A 16740-nucleotide genomic window follows, 5' to 3' on the forward strand; every position below is an offset into this window, starting at 1 on the left:
TGGACGATGTCGCCTCGGCCGCCGGGGCCTCCCGCCCGCTCGTCTACCGCTACTTCCCCGGCGGCAAGCAGCAGTTGTACGAGGCGGCGCTGCGCAGCGCCGCCGACGAGCTGGAGGGGTGCTTCGAGGAGCCGCGGACCGGCCCGCTCAGCGGCCGCCTGGGCAACGTGCTGGACCGCTATCTCAGCTTCGTGGACGAGCACGACGCGGGGTTCAGCGCCCTGCTGCACGGTGGCAGCGTGGCCGAGACCTCGCGGACGAGCGCCATCGTGGACGAGGTGCGGCGGGCGGCGGCCGAGGAGATCCTGCTGCACCTGACGGCCGAGGAGCCCGCCGAGAAACCCGGCGCCCGGCTGCGGATGATGGTGCGCACCTGGATCACGGCGGTCGAGGCGGCCTCGCTGATCTGGCTGGACGAGAACAAGCAGCCGTCGGCCCGGGAACTGCGGGACTGGCTGGTGGACCACTTCGTGGCGCTGCTGACCGCCACCGCGGCGACCGATCCGCAAGCGGCCCGGGTGATACGGGCGGCGCTCGCCGCGGAGCCCGCGCACGGACCGGTGGGCGCGCTGGTGCGGCGCGTGGCGCCGGTGTTCGACGAGGCGCGGCATCTGCTGTGAAGCCCCGGACGCGGTGAGGGTGGTGCGGTGAGGAGCGAGGAGACGCCGTTCGTCGGCGGGCCGCTGGACGGCCGGGTGCTGCCGGTGCTGGTCGGCGCCACGGGGCAGCCGCCGAAGACGTACGAGGTGCCGGTCCCGGACGAGGACGGCGGGCCGCCGACCGTGTACGTCTACCGCCGCGTCCCGGCGGGCACCTCCCGGCGGCTGGGGCTGATCCGGGGCTGGGCCTACGAGTACGACCCGGAGGGCAGGCCGGGCAGCGGACCGAAGTGGCCGTGGTCCAAGCCGGGCTGAGCGGCGTGGCCGAGGGCCGCTGAGGCGGCGGGGCCGAAGGGCGCTGAGCGGCGCGCCCGAAAACCGCGGAGTGGCGCGCCCGAAGCCGCTGAACGATGCGCCCGAAGGGCGCTCCACCGCCCGCGATCGCCCTCCACACGGGTGACCGTATTGGGCCGACTTGCCCATCATTCCCCAGAAGATACGACTGTCACGCCGCGTTCCTGCTGAGGTGGTCGTCGGACCCCGTTCCCGCAGCCGGAGGTGTGAGCCCGTGTCAGGACGGATCGTAGGCTCGGTCTGCGCGGCAGCGATCACCGCCGCCGCCGCGCTCGTCCCGCCCGTCCCGGCGGCCACGGCCGCCCCCGCCCAGCCTTCCGCGCGGCCCGCCGACCGGTCCGTCGCCGGGCTGCTCACGCAGCTCAAGACGCTGTACCGGAAGGCGGAGGAGGCGACCGAGGCGTACAACGCGACCGAGGAGAAGCTGCGCAGACAGCGGGCGAAGACCCGGGAGCTGACCGACGACCTCGCCCGCAGCCGCACCGACCTGGCCGCCAGCCGGGAGGATGCGGGGCGGCTGGCCCGTCAGCAGTACCAGGGCCACACCCAGCTCTCCGCGTACACCTTCCTGCTGACGCTGCTCACCCCGCATCCGGAGGACGCCGTCGACCAGGCGCGCGAGCTGGACCGGGCGGCGGGCCGGGAGGCCGCCGTGGTGGAGCGGCTGACCAAGGGCGAGCGGCACGCCGACGCCCTCGCCACCCGGGCCCGGGCCGCCCTGGACAAGCAGCTGTCGCTGAGTGCGAAGAAGAAGAAACAGCGCGACAAGGTCAAGAAGCGGCTGACGAAGATTGAGAAGATGCTCGCCTCGCTGACCGCCCGCCAGATCACCCAGGTGGCGGAGAAGGAGCGCGAGGAGACCGAGAAGCGGCAGCGCAAGCTGCTCGCCTCCGGGGCGCTGGGCGGGGCCACCCGCCGGGCCCAGGGCGCCGCGGCCCCGCCGCCCCTCCCGGACCCCGGCCAGGACCAGGGCCAGGGCCAGGGTCAAAGCCAGGACCAGGGCACGGGCACGGGCACGGGCGGCGGTCAGGACGCCGGCGGTCAGGGCGCGGACACCGCTCAGCCCCCGGGCGGCCCGGCCGGGGGCACGGGCGGCACGGGCGGCACGGGCGGCGGCACGGCCACCACCCCCGTGGTGCCGAAGACCCCCGGGCGGCTTCCGATGGCCTCGGCGTCGGCCGGGCAGCGGGCGCTGCGGTGGGCGCTCAACCAGATCGGCAAGCCGTATGTGTGGGGCGCCGAGGGGCCGAACTCCTTCGACTGCTCGGGACTGACCTCCCAGGCATGGGCGCACGCGGGCCGCACCATTCCGCGCACCAGCCAGGAGCAGTGGCGGCGGCTGCCGAGGATTTCGCTCAGCCAGATCCGCCCCGGCGACCTGGTGATCTACAACAAGGGCGCGAGCCATGTGGCGATCTACGCGGGAGGCGGCCAGGTGGTGCAGGCGCCCCGGCCCGGCACCACGGTGCGGCTCTCCCCGCTGGCGTCCAATCCGGTACAGGGTGTGGTCCGTCCGGGGCCGGCCCGAGGCTAGCCGCCCGGGGTCAGGAGGCCTCGGCGTCCGCCTCGTCCACTGGGTGCAGGGAGGCGAGATAGGCCGCCGTCTTCTCCGGTTCGTAGAAGAAGTTTTCGAAGTCGGCCGGGTCGTCGAAGCCGTTGGCGATCCGGTCGGCCACCGGCGGCAGGTCGCCCCCCGCGCCGAGCAGTTCCACGATGTGCCCGGGCGGCGGGGCCAGCATCGTGTTGGTCCACTTGGTGACGTGCCGGGCGGTCGCCCAGTAGCGGTCGAAGGTCTCCCGCATCCATGCCGCGTCGAACGGCCGGTCGCCGTGGGCGACGATGCTGTCCAGGTAGGAGGCGGCGCACTTGGCGGCCGAGTTGGAGCCCTGGCCGGTGATCGGGTCGTTGGCGACCACGACATCGGCGACGCCGAGCACCAGGCCGCCGCCGGGCAGCTCGCCGATCGGGTTGCGTACGGTCGGGGCGTACCGTCCGGCGAGCGTGCCGCCCGCGTCGGTCAGCTCGACCTTGGTGGCCCGCGCGTACTCCCAGGGGGTGAACCGCTCCATCAGCTCCAGCGTGGTGGCCAGGTGGTCGGACGGGTCGGTGACGCCGTGGAAGGCATCGGCCGGGCCGCCCGGGACGGCTTCCCAGAAGAGGATGTCGGCGCGTCCGCTGATGGTGAGGGTCGGCATGACGAACAGCTCGCCGACGCCGGGGACCAGATTGCAGCGCACCGCGTCGAGGTCCGGGTGCTCGGGGCGCGGGCCGAGACCGTGCACGTAGCTGACGGCCAGCGCGCGCTGCGGGGTGTCGTACGGGGAGCGGGCGGCGTCGCGGCCGAAGAGCGAGACCAGTTCGCCCTTGCCCGCGGCCACCAGCACCAGATCGTGGCTCTGGGTGAAGAAGTCCAGGTCGGATACGGCCACACCGTGGATGACCAGTTGGCCGCCGCGCTGTTCGAACAGCTCCATCCAGCCCGCCATCTTGATCCGCTGGTCGACGGACTGGGCGTACCCGCCGAGCCGCCCGACCCAGTCGACGGCGCGGGAGTGGGGCCCCTCGGGCGTCGGCGGTCCGGCGACGGACACGCCGAGGCCCTCGATGCGCGGCGCCTGGTCCTCCCAGAAGTTGAGCTTCAGGTCCCGCTCGTGCTGCAGCGCGGTGCGGAACATGCATTGCGTGGACATGACGCGCCCGGAGCGGATCTCGTCAGCCGTGCGGTTGGCCATCAACGTGACCTCGTAGCCCTCGGCCTGGAGACCGAGGGCGAGTTGGAGGCCGGACTGGCCGGCTCCGACGATGAGTATCTTCCGCATGACGTGACTCTCTCTCAGGCTCAGGACAGGAAGAGGAACGGGGCATTCCATTCCGCGAGCGGAGCCGAGGTTAGTTCACTGGGGTGAAACGTCAACGGCGTGACCCACCAGCGCGAGCAGCGCGTCCACCACCGTGACCCGCTGCCGGGCGTCCATCGTCACCACCGGTACCTTCGGCGATACGGAGAGGGCGTCCCGGACGTCCTCCGGGCCGTAGAGCGGGGTCCCCTCGAAGTGGTTGACCGCCACCACATACGGCAGGCCGAGGCTTTCGAAGTAGTCCAGCGCCGGGAAGCTGTCCTCCAGCCGCCGGGTGTCGGCCATCACGACCGCCCCGATCGCCCCGCGCATCAGGTCGTCCCACATGAACCAGAACCGCTGCTGGCCCGGGGTGCCGAAGAGATAGAGCACCAGATCGGATTCGAGCGTGATCCGCCCGAAGTCCATCGCGACGGTCGTGGTCAGCTTCTCGGGCGTCGCGCCGAGGTCGTCCACGTCCTCGCTGGCCTGCGTCATCAGGGCCTCGGTCTGCAGCGGAGTGATCTCCGAGACCGAGCCCACGAACGTCGTCTTCCCGACGCCGAAACCCCCCGCTATCACTATCTTGGTGGCGATCGGCGCCCGTGAGCGGTCCGTCTGCCAGCTTTGGAGCCGTTCTTCGGCGCCGGGTATACCGGCGCCGGGTATCTCCGACACATGCGGCGGCGTCACCGTCATCGTCTCAGAGTCTGCGAAGTCCAACGAGCACCCTTTCGAGCAACGCGCGATCCGGCTGTCCGGGGCCCCGCCCGGTGCCGTACACACGGATCTTTCCCTGGTCGGCGAGGTCGCTGAGCAGGACGCGCACCACGCCCAGCGGAATCTTGAGCATCGCGGAGACCTCCGCGACCGAACGCATCCTGCGGCACAGTTCGATGATGGCCCGTATCTCCGGCAGCATCCGCGCCCCCGGAGTGCCGTCCGGCACCAGCTCGACCGGACCGACCGGCCCGTCCGCGGGCTCCAGCGACGCCACGAACGTCTCCACCAGCAGCACGTGTCCCGAGCGGGTGCGGCCGCCGGTGAGCGAGTACGGACGCACCCGGGCCGGTCTGCGGGCGGCCCGGCCGGACCCTGCCGTCACTGCGCCGACTCCAGCGACCTCCGTAGTTCCGAACGCAGTTCGGGGGTGAGCACATGCCCGGCCCGGCCCACGAACAGCGCCATGTGGTACGCGACGACGGACATGTCGCAGTCCGGCGTGGCGTGCACCCCCAGCAGCGAACCGTCGCTGATCGACATGACGAAGAGACTGCCCTCGTCCATCGCCACCACCGTCTGCTTGACGCCGCCGCCGTCCATCAGCTTCGCCGCGCCGAGCGTCAGGCTGCCCAGCCCCGACACGATCGTCGCGAGGTCCGCGGTGGAGCCCTTCGGGCCGTCCTGGGACGCCGGGCCCGCGGGGGCGGCGGTGTGCCGCGCGTCGGAGGACAGCAGCATCAGCCCGTCGGACGAGACGACCGCCACCGAGCGGACGCCGGGCACCTCCTCGACCAGGCTCGACAGCAGCCAGTGCAGATTACGGGCCTGGGAACTCAACCCGTAGGTACTACTGGGCGCATTCACCCGCGTGCCTCCTCAACCGTGCCGCCCCCGTCCTGCGCCCCCGTTTGCGCCGTGCCCCGCTGCCCGTCCGTTCCCCTCTGCCCGTCCGTGCCGCGCTGTCCGGCCGTGCCACGTGTGGCGATCTCGGCCTCCGCGTCCCGGCGGCCGTCCCGCGCACCGCGCTGAAACCCGCCCAGCCTACGCCGCAATTCCTCCGCGTTCACCGACCCCGTGCGCTCCTGCGGGTCGAGGTCGCGGCGGGCCACGTTCCGCGGTGTCCGCTTGGGAAGTCCCTTGCCCGTACGGGGCAGTTGGCCAGTCGCCTCCGGGGCGTGGGAGTGCTGGTCGGGGCCGATGGCGTACGGGTCGCGGGGCTGATCCCGCGGCTCCGGTGGCTCCGGTTCCTCCCGCCGCTCCGACGGCCCGGCGGGACCGGCCGGACCCCAGGCGTCCGCGCCCGCGGGCCGTACGGCGCGGCTGTCGAACGGCTGCTCGCCGCCCGGCACGGTCAGCTCCATCGTGCGCTCGACGACCGGCCCGGCGGAGTCGGTGGGTTCGTCGGCGCTGGACGCCTTCGGGGTGCGCTTCGGCAGGACCGGCAGCTCCTCCCCCGCGCCGGGGGCCGGATGCCCGCGCGGCGGCGTGGGCTCCATGAGGTACAGGTCCTCGTCCTCGGCGCCCGCCCAGGCCTCGCCGGGGGCCGCCCACGACACCGCCTCGGGACCCGCGTCCACGCCCGTGGCGGTCGGCTCGCCGGGGGCCGGCTCGGGCTCTCGCTCCGTACGGTCCGTACGGTCCGCGTCGCCGACATCCGCCGCGGCGGCGGCCGCCGCACCGCGCTGGCCCGGTACGGCCGATGCGGGCGCGCCCTCCGGCTCGGCGGCCGCTGCGGGGACGGACGGACGGCCGTGGGCCGGGAGGGTGTTGCCGTTGGCCTCGGCCGCGGCGCCCGGGAAGGCGGGCAGGCCGGTGCCGCCGAGCGCGCCGCCCGCGGCGGCGGGCGGGGCGGGCGGGAGTCCGGCGCCGGGCGGGCCCGCCGGGAGGATCTTGGTGGGCAGGACGACGATGGCGGCCACCCCGCCCGGCTGCTGCTCGCGCAGCGACACCCGTACGCCGTGCCGTGCGGCGAGCCGGGTCACCACGTACAGGCCGAGTCCCAGCGGATCGTCCGGCTGCGGGCCCTGGCAGTACTCGGGGACCGGGTCGGCGAGCCGTTCGTTCAGCTCCGTGAGCCGCTCGGGCGTCATGCCGATGCCCTCGTCCTGGACGGAGAGCATGACCTCGCCGCTCTCCAGCAGCCAGCCGGACACCTGCACCGCCGCGTCCGGCGGCGAGAACGTCGTGGCGTTCTCCAGCAGTTCGGCGATCAGATGGCTGACGCTGTCCGCGGCGAACCCGGCGACCTGTGCGTGCGGCGGCAGCGACTGGATGTGCACCCGGTCGTACCGCTCGACCTCGCTGATCGAGGCGCGCAGCACGTCCAGCAGCGGCACCGGGCCCGGGTGGTTCGCCTGGTGCTCGGAACCCGCGACGATCAGCAGGTTCTCGCCGTAGCGGCGCATGCCGGTGGCGAGGTGGTCGAGCTGGAAGAGCGTTTCGAGGCGGTCGGGGTCCTGCTCCCGCTCCTCCATGGACTCGATGATCGCCAGTTGGCGTTCGATCAGCCCGAGGCTGCGCAGCGCCAGGTTGACGAAGCTGCTGTGGACCCGGGCGCGCAGCCCCTCCAGCCGGGTGGCGACCGCGTCCCGTTCGGCGCGCAGCTCGGCCGCCTCGTCCGCCAGCCGCTGCCGCTCGCCGACCAGCCGGGTGCGGTCGCCGTCGAGCCGGGTCAGCCGCTCGTGGTGGCGCAGCGCGGCCTGGTGGAGTTCGTTGACGGCCCGTACGGCGTCGGCGAACTCGTCGTTGCGGCCCTTGTAGGCGATCGGCTCCTCGGCGGCCGGGTCGGCTGCGACCCGGCGGGCGCCGAGCCGCAGCGCGGCCAGCGGGCGGGTCATCGAGCGGGCGCTGTGGATGCTGGTGCCGAGGGCGAGCAGCAGACAGGCACCGGCCAGGGCGATGCTCACCTCGAGGGCGGTGACGTCGTCGTCGCGCAGCTGCCCGAGCCGGGTGATCTCGGTGGAGGCGAGCGCGGACTCGGCCCCGCGCATCCGGTCGATGCGGGCGGTCAGGGCTGCTTCGAGGCGGCTCTTGTCGATGAACAGCTCCTGGCCGGAGAGGTGGGGCTGATCGGTGAGCCGGTCGAGGTAGCGCTCGGCGGTGGTGACCTCGGTGCCGTTGACGGTGCGGTCGTAGGCGTCGCGCGCGGAGGCCGGGGCGAGCTGGTGGAAGTCGGCGAGCGCGGACTGCTCGCGCACCCGGGTGCGCTGGGCGGCCGCGGTCAGCGGGGCCCGGCCGCCGCGGTCGGCGAGCGCGGCGAGCAGCAGCCCTCGGGTGGCGGACGCCTCCTCCACGGCGCGGCCGAGCGGGGCCAGCGCGGGGGCGGGTCCGGTGTCGGCGTCGGCCGGGAGCTTGCGGGCGAGGGTGTCGGCGACCCGGTTCAGCGCCTGGACGGCCTCGGTGTACGCGTCGAAGACGTCGAGGGACGAGCCCTTGCCCGTCAGAGCCTGCTGACGGATCTCGGGGAGGGTGCTCAAGCGCGCGGCGAGCGCGGCCGGAACCTCTCCGCGCACCTCGGCGACCTGCCGGTCGACGCGGGCGCGCTGGTCCTCGGAGACGCCGCCGCCGGCGGTGGTGGTGCGGCCAGCGGCGACGAAGGCGGTCATGGCGTCGCGTTCGTCGGCGAGGGAGTGCGCGAGGGCCACCGTGCCCCGGTTGGCCTCGGCGAGGTCGACCAGCTTCTGGGCCTCGGTGGCGTCGTCGAGGGCGCTGAGGACGGCGGGGGCACCGGCGGCGAGGACGGCGATGGAGACGAGGGCGACGGACGCGGTCAGCCGGTTGCGGACGCGCGCGGGGCGTCCCCGGGGCGGCTGTGGGGCCGCGGCTCTGGGCGGGGAGCCCGCGGCTAAGGAGGCCCCGGCTGCCGAAGGGGACCCGGCTGCCGGAGGGGATCCGTCCGCCGACGAGGACTCTGCCACCGGAGGGGGCTCTGCCGTCGGGGGGAGCCCGCCGGCCCGCTGGGCGTGCCCCTGCTCACGCTGATCGCGGGGCTCGCTGATGTGCTCGCGCTTGGTGCCCCGAAGCCGCTTCTTCCGCACCGGTGCTCACCATCTTTTCTCGCCCGACCGCTGTGGTTCCAGACCGCTGTGGTGCCAGAGGTGACGACACATCAACTCCTGCGTTTCCCCACCTCTGGTAGGGAATCCGACCCTTCCAGGGACGGCTCCGGGGCGGGTGCGCATCACCCACCCGGCCCACCCGAACGAGTGAACCGCATTGCGTAGTTGAGCACCAACTTTCGTCACGGACCATACCCGGCGGCCGAATTTCCCGGGGTGGAAAACGCTTGCCCGTCCTGGCAGGATGCGCATCCCCCTGCCCACCTTCCCGCGGACCTGTCCGCGCGCCTTTCCGGCCGTCCTTCCGACCGCCTCCCCGACCGCGCCCCGGAGCGGGAGCGACCGGCGGCCGTCCGGCAGACTGACCGCATGCGCATCGAACTCGCGACCGCCCCCGGCGATCCGCGGCGCCCCAACGAGGACTACGCCTCCGTGGCCCTGCCCGCGTCCGGGCACGGCGGCGCGCTCGTGGTGCTGGACGGGGTGACTCCGCCCGAGGGCGACGCCGGATGCGCCCACGGCGTGCCCTGGTACACCGCCCGGCTCGGTGGTGCGCTGCTCGAACTGGCCGGTTCGCGGTGGGACACGACTCTGGCCGGCTGCCTCGCGTACGCGATCGCGCGTACCGCCGAGGCACATCGTTCAACTTGTGACCTTTCTCACCCCCTCACCCCGCAGGCGACCGTGGTCGTGGCGCGCTGGGACGCGGACCGGGTCGAGTACCTGGTGCTCTCCGACTCCGCCCTGCTCATCGAGCGGACCGGGGGCGGGGTGACGGCCGTGCTCGACGACCGCATCGACCGGCTGCGCGCCGAGGGGCGGCGGGTCGCCCCGCTGCGCAACCTCGAGGGCGGCTTCTTCACCGCCGCGGCCGACCCGGCCGTCGCCGCCAAGGCGGTCACCGGCAGCCTGCCCCGTACGGAGGTACGGGCGCTGGCGGCGCTCACCGACGGGGCGTCGCGCTGGGTCGAGGTGTTCCGCGAGGGCGACTGGGCCGCCTGCCTCGGGCTGCTGCGCAAGGAGGGGCCGCAGGCGCTGATCGACCGGGTGCGGGCGGCGGAGCGCGCCGACCCGGACCGGACGGCCTTCCCTCGGGGCAAGGCCCACGACGACGCGGCGGCCGTCCTCGTCGAGCCGTAGCCGACGCCGTCGAACCGCAGGGCTGACACCGGCTCATCCGGGGGCCGGGTACCGCAGTCGCCACGTCCACGTCGCCGGATCGGCGCGGTTCGCCGATCCTGACGTACATGAGCGCCCTACAGGTCCCGCTCCACGCGGGTCGTCTGCCCGGGCTCGTCGGCTTCCTGCGTACTGTTCAGCCGGTGCAGCAGCCGCGCGAGTTCGGCGACCTCGCTGCGCTCCCAGGCGGCGAGCCGACGGGCGTACCGCGCGCGCCGCGCGATCCGGACCCGCCGGAAGCGGGCCCGGCCCTCGTCCGTCAGCTGCACCAGGAAGGCCCGGCCGTCCGCCGGGTCGGGCGCCCGGGTCACCAGCCCGAGCCCTTCCAGGGCGCGCAGCTGACGGCTCATCGTCGCCTTGCCCACACCGATGTAGGCCGCGAGGTCCGTCGCACGCTGCTCCCCCGCGTCCTCCAGGCGCATCAGCAGCCCGTACGCGGCGGATTCCAGGTCGGGGTGGACCTCGCGGGCCAATTCGCCCGAGGAGGCGCGGGCGCGGCGGAGGAAGACCGCCAATTCCCGCTCCAGCGCCAGGAACGCATGGTCCACACCAATTCCGCCCACGGTGCCGCCCTCACCCTCCTCGGGGGGCGTTGCCCCGTTGTTGTGCACGTCAGAGCCCTCTCCGGGTTTTCACATCGTGAAAGTTTCTTGCACGCACGGCTGTTACCGCAGCTCCATCAGTATTTCGCAGGATTAGACCAACGGCAGCCCGCTCCAGCCCTTCCCCGTCGCTATCTACGCCCGTAGCGTCATTGATGACATGGCCATTCCAATCACATGCCCCATCGCATGCTCCACCGCATGCCCGACCGCATGTCTTCCCCGTTCCCCCCACCGAGGCTTCGGAGGCACGCCATGCCTGTACACAGACCCGGCCCCACCCGGCGCACCCCCAGTGCGCTGATCGGCCTGCTCGCCGCCCTCCTCACCACTCTCCTCACCGCGACCTTCGCCCTGTCCGGTCCCGCGTTCGCCGACGACGACCCGGCCGCCGTGGACGGCGGTACGAAGGCCATCCCCCACCCCGAGGACGACTGGGCGGGCTCGCAGATCCTCAAGCACGAGGGCGGCTCCACGACCGGCGAACCGCCGTCCGACCTGCTCGCCACCGTAGAAGGCGTGGACGTCAGCAGCCACCAGGGCAATGTCGCCTGGTCGACCCTCTGGAGCAGCGGGGTCAAGTTCGCCTACGTCAAGGCGACCGAGGGCACCAGCTATACCAACCCGTACTTCGCCCAGCAGTACAACGGCTCGTACGACGTCGGCATGATCCGCGGCGCGTACCACTTCGCCCTGCCGGACAACTCCTCCGGCGCCGCCCAGGCCGACTACTTCGTCGACCACGGCGGCGGCTGGTCCAAGGACGGCAAGACGCTGCCGGGCGCGCTGGACATGGAGTACAACCCCTACGGCGCCACCTGCTACGGCAAGAGCGCGAGCGCGATGGTCAGCTGGATCAAGGACTTCACCAGCACCTACAAGGCGCGCACCGGTCGCGACCCGGTCATCTACACCTCCACCAGCTGGTGGAAGAGCTGCACCGGCAACTCCAGCGCCTTCGGCGCCGTCAACCCGCTGTGGATCCCGCGCTACGGCTCCTCCGTCGGTGAGCTGCCGGCGGGCTGGGGCTTCCACACCATCTGGCAGTACACCTCCTCCGGCCCGACGGTCGGCGACCACAACCTGTTCAACGGCGCGCTGGACCGGCTGAAGGCGCTCGCCAACGGCTGAGACGCCCCCACACACCCGGTGCTCCTCGCCCTCCAGTGCACGGACAGGTCCGTCTGTACGCTGGAGGGCATCGGCCGTATCCTCCGGCCGCCCCGGCCCATCCGAGGAGCGTCACCATGAGCGGCACCCGGCCCTCCGCCCGCGACCGGATCCTGTCCACCGCGACCGAGCTGTTCGACGCCCACGGCGCACGGGGTGTCGGAGTGGACCGGATCATCGCCGAGTCGGGCGTGGCCAAGGCGACGCTGTACTCCCACTTCCGCTGCAAGGACGAACTCGTCCAGGCCTATCTGCGCGCGACGGACGCCCACTGGCGCGGGGCCCTGGCCGAGGCCGCCGAGGCGGCCGGACCCGATCCGCGCGACCAGCTCACCGGCCTCTTCGACGCGCTGGTCGCGGCGACCGTACGGGACGGCTTCCGCGGCTGCGCGTTCGTCAGGACCGGGAGCGAGTCGGAGCCGGGGACCGACACGCACGCCGCGACCGTCGAGCACAAGCGCGCCGTACGGGCCTGGCTGACCGAGCTGGCCCGGGCGGCCGGGGCCGCCGACCCCGCGCGGCTCGCCCTCCAGATCTCGCTCGTCGTCGACGGGGCGATGGCCGCGGCGGCGCTGGAGCCCCGGCCGGAGTTCGCGGAGGCGGCGCGGGAGACGGCGCGGGCGCTGGTCGCGGAGGCGTGCCCGGCGCGGGTGTAGCACCCCGGATGCGGGAGAAGGGCCCGGCCGCATACGAGCGGCCGGGCCCTTGTCCTACGCCTGTTACGCGACGGCGAGGTCACGCTCCCGCGGCACCCCGGACGCCAGCAGCGCGCGGTAGCGCTCCTGGTGCGCGGCGAGCGCCGCGTCGTCCAGCCCGTGCGTGCCGTGGACGACGAACGGCTCCTCGTAAGCCATGCCCGTGATGTTCGCGGTCGCGTCGAAGGTGTTCAGCAGTTCGGCGACCGTGAACCGCTTGAACCCGTCGCGCCGGTACATCTCCTCCGACGCACCCGCCGTGGTGGCGATGAGCAGCGCCTTGCCCCGCAGCGAGGTGCCGTTCGAGCCGTACGCGAAGCCGCGCAGGAACACCTCGTCCAGCCACTTCTTCAGCAGCGGCGGCGCCGAGTACCAGTAGAAGGGGAACTGCAGCACGATCCGGTCGTGCTCCAGCAGCAGCCGCTGCTCCCGCTCGACGTCGATGCGCAGATCCGGGTAGGTGGCGTACAGGTCGTGCAGCGTGACGCCCTCCACCGGCCGGGCGGCCTCGGCGAGGGCGGCGTTGACGCGGGAGGCGTCGAGGTCGGGGTGGGCGAGGACGACGAGAGTGCGCACGGCTTTCCTCCGCTGTGGCGAACGCGACGACAACAACCGAACAGACAGGTCTGTCTGTGCGCCATCAAAGCTACCAGACAGATCTGTCTACCTGTTGACGATGCGCGTCCCGACCGCGGCTCAGCCCTGCCCGGGCACGATCACCCGCCCCTGCTCCGCCCCCTCGATGACCCGCACATAGGCCGAGGCGACGGTCTCCGCGGGGGTACCCTCGGCGGGGTCCATGCCCAGCTTCTCCAAGGTCTCCCGCACCCACCCCGGGCGGATCGCGTTCACCCGCAGCCCGCGCTCCATCTCGATCGCGGCAGCCGCGACGAAGGCGTCCAGCCCAGCGTTCACCAGCGCGCCGAAGGCGCCGCCGGGGGTGGGCTTGTCGAACACACCGCTGGTGACGGTGACGGACCCGCCGTCGCGCAGATGGCGCAACGCGCGGCGTACGAGGGCGACCTGGCCGAGGAGCTTGGCGTCGAGGCCGGTGGCGAACTCCTCGTCGGACGCGTCCCCGCCGAGCGGGGTCAGGGCGCCGGAGGCGGCGCAGCAAACGACGGCATCGACGTCCTGGACGGTGGAGAAAAGCCGGTCGACAGTGGCAGGGTCGGCCATGTCCACTGCCACGGGGCCGGTGCGGGAGGCCCGTACGACCTCATGCCGCGCTTCGAGGGCGTCCGCCACGGCGCGGCCGATGATTCCTGTCGCTCCGATCACGATGATCTTCATGCGGCCAGCCTGCCGGAGCGCGGGGCGGCGTGCCTGGCCCTGCCGGAACCAGGCAGCGGGCGCCGTATCAGTCGCGAGGGAACTCGTCGGTCTTGAGCGTCAGCCCCACGACGGTGTCGGTCAGATCGAGTTCCCTGCCGAAGGACGCGGACAACTCGGTGAGGTAGTCGCCGTCCTTGGGCTCGGTGAAGACGTGACACCTGCCGGCGTACGCGTCGACGATCAGGTAGACGGGCACCTAGGCCGCCGCGTAGGCCAGCTTCTTCGGTCCGTAGTCGTTCGCGGCCGTGCCTTTCGAGATCACCTCGGCGACGAACTCGACGTCCTGGCAGCGCCACAGGCCCTTGGAGTCCATGGCCGCACCCTTCGCGATCAGGGTCACATCGGTCGCGAAGCCGTTCAGGTGGCCGGGGTAATCGATACGGACGTCCGACTTGATCCGCCTGCGCGGGTATTCCGTCCGCAGCTGCTCGATGATGTCCAGGATGATGTCCCAGCGAGTGTCCCGCTGCGGCGACATGAAGATGTGTCCCTCGACAATCTCGACCTTGATTCACTCGGGGACGGGCATCTGCTCGAGCCACTCGAACATCATGTCCAAGGTCCGCTCGTCGCTGCTGTCGGCCATCTCGATCCTGTCAGTGTCGATCTGGTCAATCTCCATGACGGTCACCGTGCCGCTCCTCCCCGCCGCACACCTCACGTATGCGGCCGGTTAGTCCAACGATACGCACGGCCGACAGGTCACGCGTGGCCCGGAACCCCGTTCGACACGGGGTTCCGGGCCACGGTCACCTGCGGCGTCCGTCACGCCGCCACCGGGACCTCCGGGGCGCTCGCCGAGGCGGGCTGGAGGGCGAGCTCCAGGACCTGGCGGACGTCCGAGACGGGGTGGACGTCGAGCTTCTCCAGGACCTCGGCCGGCACGTCGTCCAGATCCGGCTCGTTCCGCTTGGGGATGATCACGGTGATCACCCCGGCCCGGTGCGCCGCCAGCAGCTTCTGCTTGACGCCGCCGATCGGCAGCACCCGCCCGGTCAGCGAGACCTCGCCCGTCATCGCCACGTCCGGCCGCACCTGGCGGCCCGACAGCAGCGAGGCCAGGGCGGTGGTCATGGTGATGCCCGCGCTCGGTCCGTCCTTGGGCACCGCACCGGCCGGTACGTGGAGGTGGATGCCGCGTTCCTTCAGGTCACCGACGGGCAGCTCCAGCTCCGCGCCGTGGGAGCGCAGGAAGGACAGGGCGATCTGGGCGGACTCCTTCATGACGTCGCCCAGCTGGCCGGTGAGGGTCAGCCCCGCGCCGCCCGTCTCGGCGTCCGCGAGCGACGCCTCCACGTACAGCACGTCGCCGCCCGCGCCCGTCACCGCGAGCCCGGTCGCCACGCCCGGTACGGCGGTGCGGCGCTCGGCCGGGTCCTGCGCGGACTCCGGGGTGTGGTGCGGGCGCCCGATCAGCGGACGCAGCTCCTCCACGCCGACGGTGAAGGGCAGTTCCCGCGTCCCCAGCTCGTGCTGGGCCGCGACCTTGCGCAGCAGCCGCGCGATGGAGCGCTCCAGGGTCCGTACGCCCGCCTCCCGGGTGTACTCCCCGGCGAGCTTGCGCAGCGCCTCGTCCGCCACCTCGACCTCGCCCGGCTCCAGACCGGAGCGCTCCAGCTGCCGGGGCAGCAGGTGGTCGCGGGCGATGGTGACCTTCTCGTCCTCGGTGTAGCCGTCCAGGCGCACCAGCTCCATGCGGTCCAGCAGCGCCTCCGGGATGGCCTCCAGGACGTTGGCCGTGGCCAGGAAGACGACGTCGGACAGGTCGAGTTCGACCTCCAGGTAGTGGTCCCGGAAGGTGTGGTTCTGCGCCGGGTCCAGGACCTCCAGCAGGGCCGCCGCCGGGTCGCCGCGGTAGTCGGAGCCGACCTTGTCGACCTCGTCCAGGAGGACCACCGGGTTCATCGAGCCCGCCTCCTTGATGGCCCGTACGACCCGGCCGGGCAGCGCGCCCACGTACGTACGCCGGTGGCCGCGGATCTCCGCCTCGTCGCGGACGCCGCCCAGCGCGACCCGGACGAACTTCCGCCCCATCGCGCGGGCCACGCTCTCGCCCAGGCTGGTCTTCCCGACGCCGGGCGGGCCGACGAGCGCCAGCACGGCCCCGCCGCGCCGGCCGCCCACGATCCCGAGGCCGCGGTCGGTGCGGCGCTTGCGCACCGCCAGGTACTCGGTGATCCGCTCCTTCACGTCCTCCAGGCCCGCGTGGTCGGCGTCGAGCACCGCCTTGGCGCCCTGGATGTCGTACGCGTCCTCGGTGCGCTCGTTCCACGGCAGCTCCAGGACGGTGTCCAGCCAGGTGCGGATCCAGCTGCCCTCGGGGCTCTGGTCGCTGGCCCGCTCCAGCTTGTCGACCTCCTTCAGCGCCGCCTCGCGCACCTTCTCGGGCAGCTCGGCGGCCTCGACCCGGGCCCGGTAGTCGTCGGACTCGTCCTCGGGATCGCCGTTCAGCCCGGCCAGCTCCTTGCGCACGGCCTCCAGCTGCCGCCGCAGCAGGAACTCCCGCTGCTGCTTGTCCACGCCCTCCTGGACGTCCTTGGCGATCGACTCCGCCACGTCCTGCTCGGCGAGGTGGTCGCTCAGCCAGGTGACGGCCAGCTTCAGCCGGGCCACCGGGTCGGTGGTCTCCAGCAGCTCCACCCGCTGGGCGACGCTGAGGAAGGGCGAGTAACCGGAGTTGTCGGCGAGCTGCGAGACATCGTCGATCTGCTGCACCCGGTCCACGACCTGCCAGGCGCCGCGCTTGCGCAGCCAGCTGGTGGCCAGCGCCTTGTACTCCTTCATCAGCTCGGTGACGGCACCGGGCAGCGGATCGGGCACGATCTCCTCGACCGTGGTGCCCTCGATCCACAGCGCGGCCCCGGGCCCGGTCGTCCCGGCCCCGACCCGCACGCGCCGCACCCCACGGATGAGCGCCCCGGGATCACCATCGGACAGCCGGCCCACCTGCTCGACGGTGCCGAGCGTGCCGATGCCCGCGTACGTCCCGTCGACACGCGGCACCAGCAGCACCCGTGGTTTCCCGCCATCGGACCGAGCGGCGGCCTGCGCGGCCTCCACCGCGGCCCGTACATCGGTATCGGAAAGGTCCAGCGGCACCACCATTCCGGGCAGCACGACCTCGTCATCGAGAGGCAGCACGGGCAGGGTGAGCGGTGTGGACAGCGAAGCCATGATCTCCCCTTCGG

At 72.7% G+C, this 16740-nt stretch carries 15 protein-coding genes and 1 pseudogene; 6 read left to right on the forward strand and 10 right to left on the reverse strand.

What is annotated here, in order from left to right; translation table 11 throughout:
- The 3 genes from ACFZCY_RS08940 to ACFZCY_RS08950 form a co-directional block, all read left to right on the forward strand.
- A partial coding sequence (locus ACFZCY_RS08940; protein ID WP_391170470.1) for a TetR family transcriptional regulator occupies nucleotides 1-620 on the forward strand: 620 nt, incomplete at its 5' end.
- 27 nt (nucleotides 621-647) lie between these two features.
- The gene (locus ACFZCY_RS08945; RefSeq protein WP_391170472.1) at nucleotides 648-914 is read left to right on the forward strand and encodes a hypothetical protein; all 267 of its coding nucleotides are present in this window, start codon (nucleotides 648-650) and stop codon (nucleotides 912-914) included.
- 253 nt (nucleotides 915-1167) lie between these two features.
- The gene (locus ACFZCY_RS08950) at nucleotides 1168-2487 is read left to right on the forward strand and encodes an NlpC/P60 family protein (RefSeq protein WP_391170474.1); all 1320 of its coding nucleotides are present in this window, start codon (nucleotides 1168-1170) and stop codon (nucleotides 2485-2487) included.
- Nucleotides 2488-2497: 10 nt separating this feature from the next.
- Here ACFZCY_RS08950 and ACFZCY_RS08955 read toward each other — a convergent pair whose 3' ends face one another.
- The 5 genes from ACFZCY_RS08955 to ACFZCY_RS08975 all read right to left on the reverse strand — a co-directional run bounded on the left by ACFZCY_RS08955 (nucleotide 2498) and on the right by ACFZCY_RS08975 (nucleotide 8550).
- On the reverse strand, nucleotides 2498-3772 hold the full coding sequence (locus ACFZCY_RS08955) for a styrene monooxygenase/indole monooxygenase family protein (protein WP_391170476.1): 1275 nt from the start codon (nucleotides 3770-3772) through the stop codon (nucleotides 2498-2500).
- Between the two features lie 75 nt (nucleotides 3773-3847).
- Nucleotides 3848-4489: an ATP/GTP-binding protein gene (locus tag ACFZCY_RS08960; RefSeq protein WP_391170478.1), complete on the reverse strand. Its 642-nt coding sequence runs from the start codon at nucleotides 4487-4489 to the stop codon at nucleotides 3848-3850.
- 4 nt (nucleotides 4490-4493) lie between these two features.
- A complete protein-coding gene (locus tag ACFZCY_RS08965) occupies nucleotides 4494-4895 on the reverse strand; it encodes a DUF742 domain-containing protein (RefSeq protein ID WP_391170480.1) in 402 nt (133 codons plus the stop codon).
- Complete coding sequence (locus ACFZCY_RS08970) at nucleotides 4892-5377, reverse strand: roadblock/LC7 domain-containing protein (protein WP_391170482.1); 486 nt, start codon at nucleotides 5375-5377, stop codon at nucleotides 4892-4894. Before ACFZCY_RS08970 ends, ACFZCY_RS08965 begins: the two co-directional genes overlap by 4 nt.
- Nucleotides 5374-8550, reverse strand: coding sequence for a nitrate- and nitrite sensing domain-containing protein (locus ACFZCY_RS08975; RefSeq protein ID WP_391170484.1), 3177 nt, complete (start codon nucleotides 8548-8550; stop codon nucleotides 5374-5376). Before ACFZCY_RS08975 ends, ACFZCY_RS08970 begins: the two co-directional genes overlap by 4 nt.
- A 390-nt stretch (nucleotides 8551-8940) precedes the next feature.
- Between ACFZCY_RS08975 and ACFZCY_RS08980 the strand changes: the two genes are divergently transcribed.
- Complete coding sequence (locus ACFZCY_RS08980; RefSeq protein WP_391170486.1) at nucleotides 8941-9711, forward strand: hypothetical protein; 771 nt, start codon at nucleotides 8941-8943, stop codon at nucleotides 9709-9711.
- A gap of 116 nt (nucleotides 9712-9827) precedes the next feature.
- On the opposite strand, the gene ACFZCY_RS08985 is transcribed toward ACFZCY_RS08980, so the two are convergent.
- Nucleotides 9828-10361 (reverse strand): MarR family transcriptional regulator, encoded by a 534-nt coding sequence (locus ACFZCY_RS08985; RefSeq protein WP_391170489.1) that lies wholly within the window; start codon nucleotides 10359-10361, stop codon nucleotides 9828-9830.
- Nucleotides 10362-10607: 246 nt separating this feature from the next.
- Here ACFZCY_RS08985 and ACFZCY_RS08990 point away from each other — a divergent pair, with 246 nt between their 5' ends.
- Both ACFZCY_RS08990 and ACFZCY_RS08995 read left to right on the forward strand, forming a co-directional pair.
- The gene (locus tag ACFZCY_RS08990; protein ID WP_391170491.1) at nucleotides 10608-11483 is read left to right on the forward strand and encodes a GH25 family lysozyme; all 876 of its coding nucleotides are present in this window, start codon (nucleotides 10608-10610) and stop codon (nucleotides 11481-11483) included.
- A gap of 116 nt (nucleotides 11484-11599) precedes the next feature.
- Nucleotides 11600-12178, forward strand: coding sequence for a TetR family transcriptional regulator (locus tag ACFZCY_RS08995; protein ID WP_391170493.1), 579 nt, complete (start codon nucleotides 11600-11602; stop codon nucleotides 12176-12178).
- Between the two features lie 63 nt (nucleotides 12179-12241).
- Here ACFZCY_RS08995 and ACFZCY_RS09000 read toward each other — a convergent pair whose 3' ends face one another.
- From ACFZCY_RS09000 to lon, 4 genes and pseudogenes are all read right to left on the reverse strand, one after another.
- Entirely contained in the window at nucleotides 12242-12793 is a 552-nt protein-coding gene (locus ACFZCY_RS09000; protein WP_391170495.1) for an NAD(P)H-dependent oxidoreductase, read from the reverse strand.
- Between the two features lie 120 nt (nucleotides 12794-12913).
- The gene (locus ACFZCY_RS09005) at nucleotides 12914-13510 is read right to left on the reverse strand and encodes a short chain dehydrogenase (protein WP_391170497.1); all 597 of its coding nucleotides are present in this window, start codon (nucleotides 13508-13510) and stop codon (nucleotides 12914-12916) included.
- A 67-nt stretch (nucleotides 13511-13577) separates the two neighbouring features.
- A pseudogene (locus tag ACFZCY_RS09010) lies at nucleotides 13578-14174 on the reverse strand (Uma2 family endonuclease).
- Nucleotides 14175-14317: 143 nt separating this feature from the next.
- Nucleotides 14318-16726, reverse strand: a complete 2409-nt coding sequence (lon, locus tag ACFZCY_RS09015; RefSeq protein WP_391170499.1) for an endopeptidase La — start codon at nucleotides 16724-16726, stop codon at nucleotides 14318-14320.
- Nucleotides 16727-16740: the final 14 nt, after the last annotated feature.

The organism is Streptomyces sp. NPDC007983 (assembly GCF_042958345.1).
In the GTDB taxonomy this organism is placed as follows: Bacteria; Actinomycetota; Actinomycetes; order Streptomycetales; family Streptomycetaceae; genus Streptomyces.

Coding starts and splice junctions, on each gene's coding strand:
- ACFZCY_RS08955 (WP_391170476.1), bottom strand. CDS start 3,772: ATGCGGAAGATACTCATCGTCGGAGCCGGCCAGTCCGGCCTCCAACTC.
- ACFZCY_RS08960 (WP_391170478.1), bottom strand. CDS start 4,489: ATGACGGTGACGCCGCCGCATGTGTCGGAGATACCCGGCGCCGGTATA.
- ACFZCY_RS08980 (WP_391170486.1), top strand. CDS start 8,941: ATGCGCATCGAACTCGCGACCGCCCCCGGCGATCCGCGGCGCCCCAAC.
- ACFZCY_RS08990 (WP_391170491.1), top strand. CDS start 10,608: ATGCCTGTACACAGACCCGGCCCCACCCGGCGCACCCCCAGTGCGCTG.
- ACFZCY_RS08995 (WP_391170493.1), top strand. CDS start 11,600: ATGAGCGGCACCCGGCCCTCCGCCCGCGACCGGATCCTGTCCACCGCG.
- ACFZCY_RS09005 (WP_391170497.1), bottom strand. CDS start 13,510: ATGAAGATCATCGTGATCGGAGCGACAGGAATCATCGGCCGCGCCGTG.
- lon (WP_391170499.1), bottom strand. CDS start 16,726: ATGGCTTCGCTGTCCACACCGCTCACCCTGCCCGTGCTGCCTCTCGAT.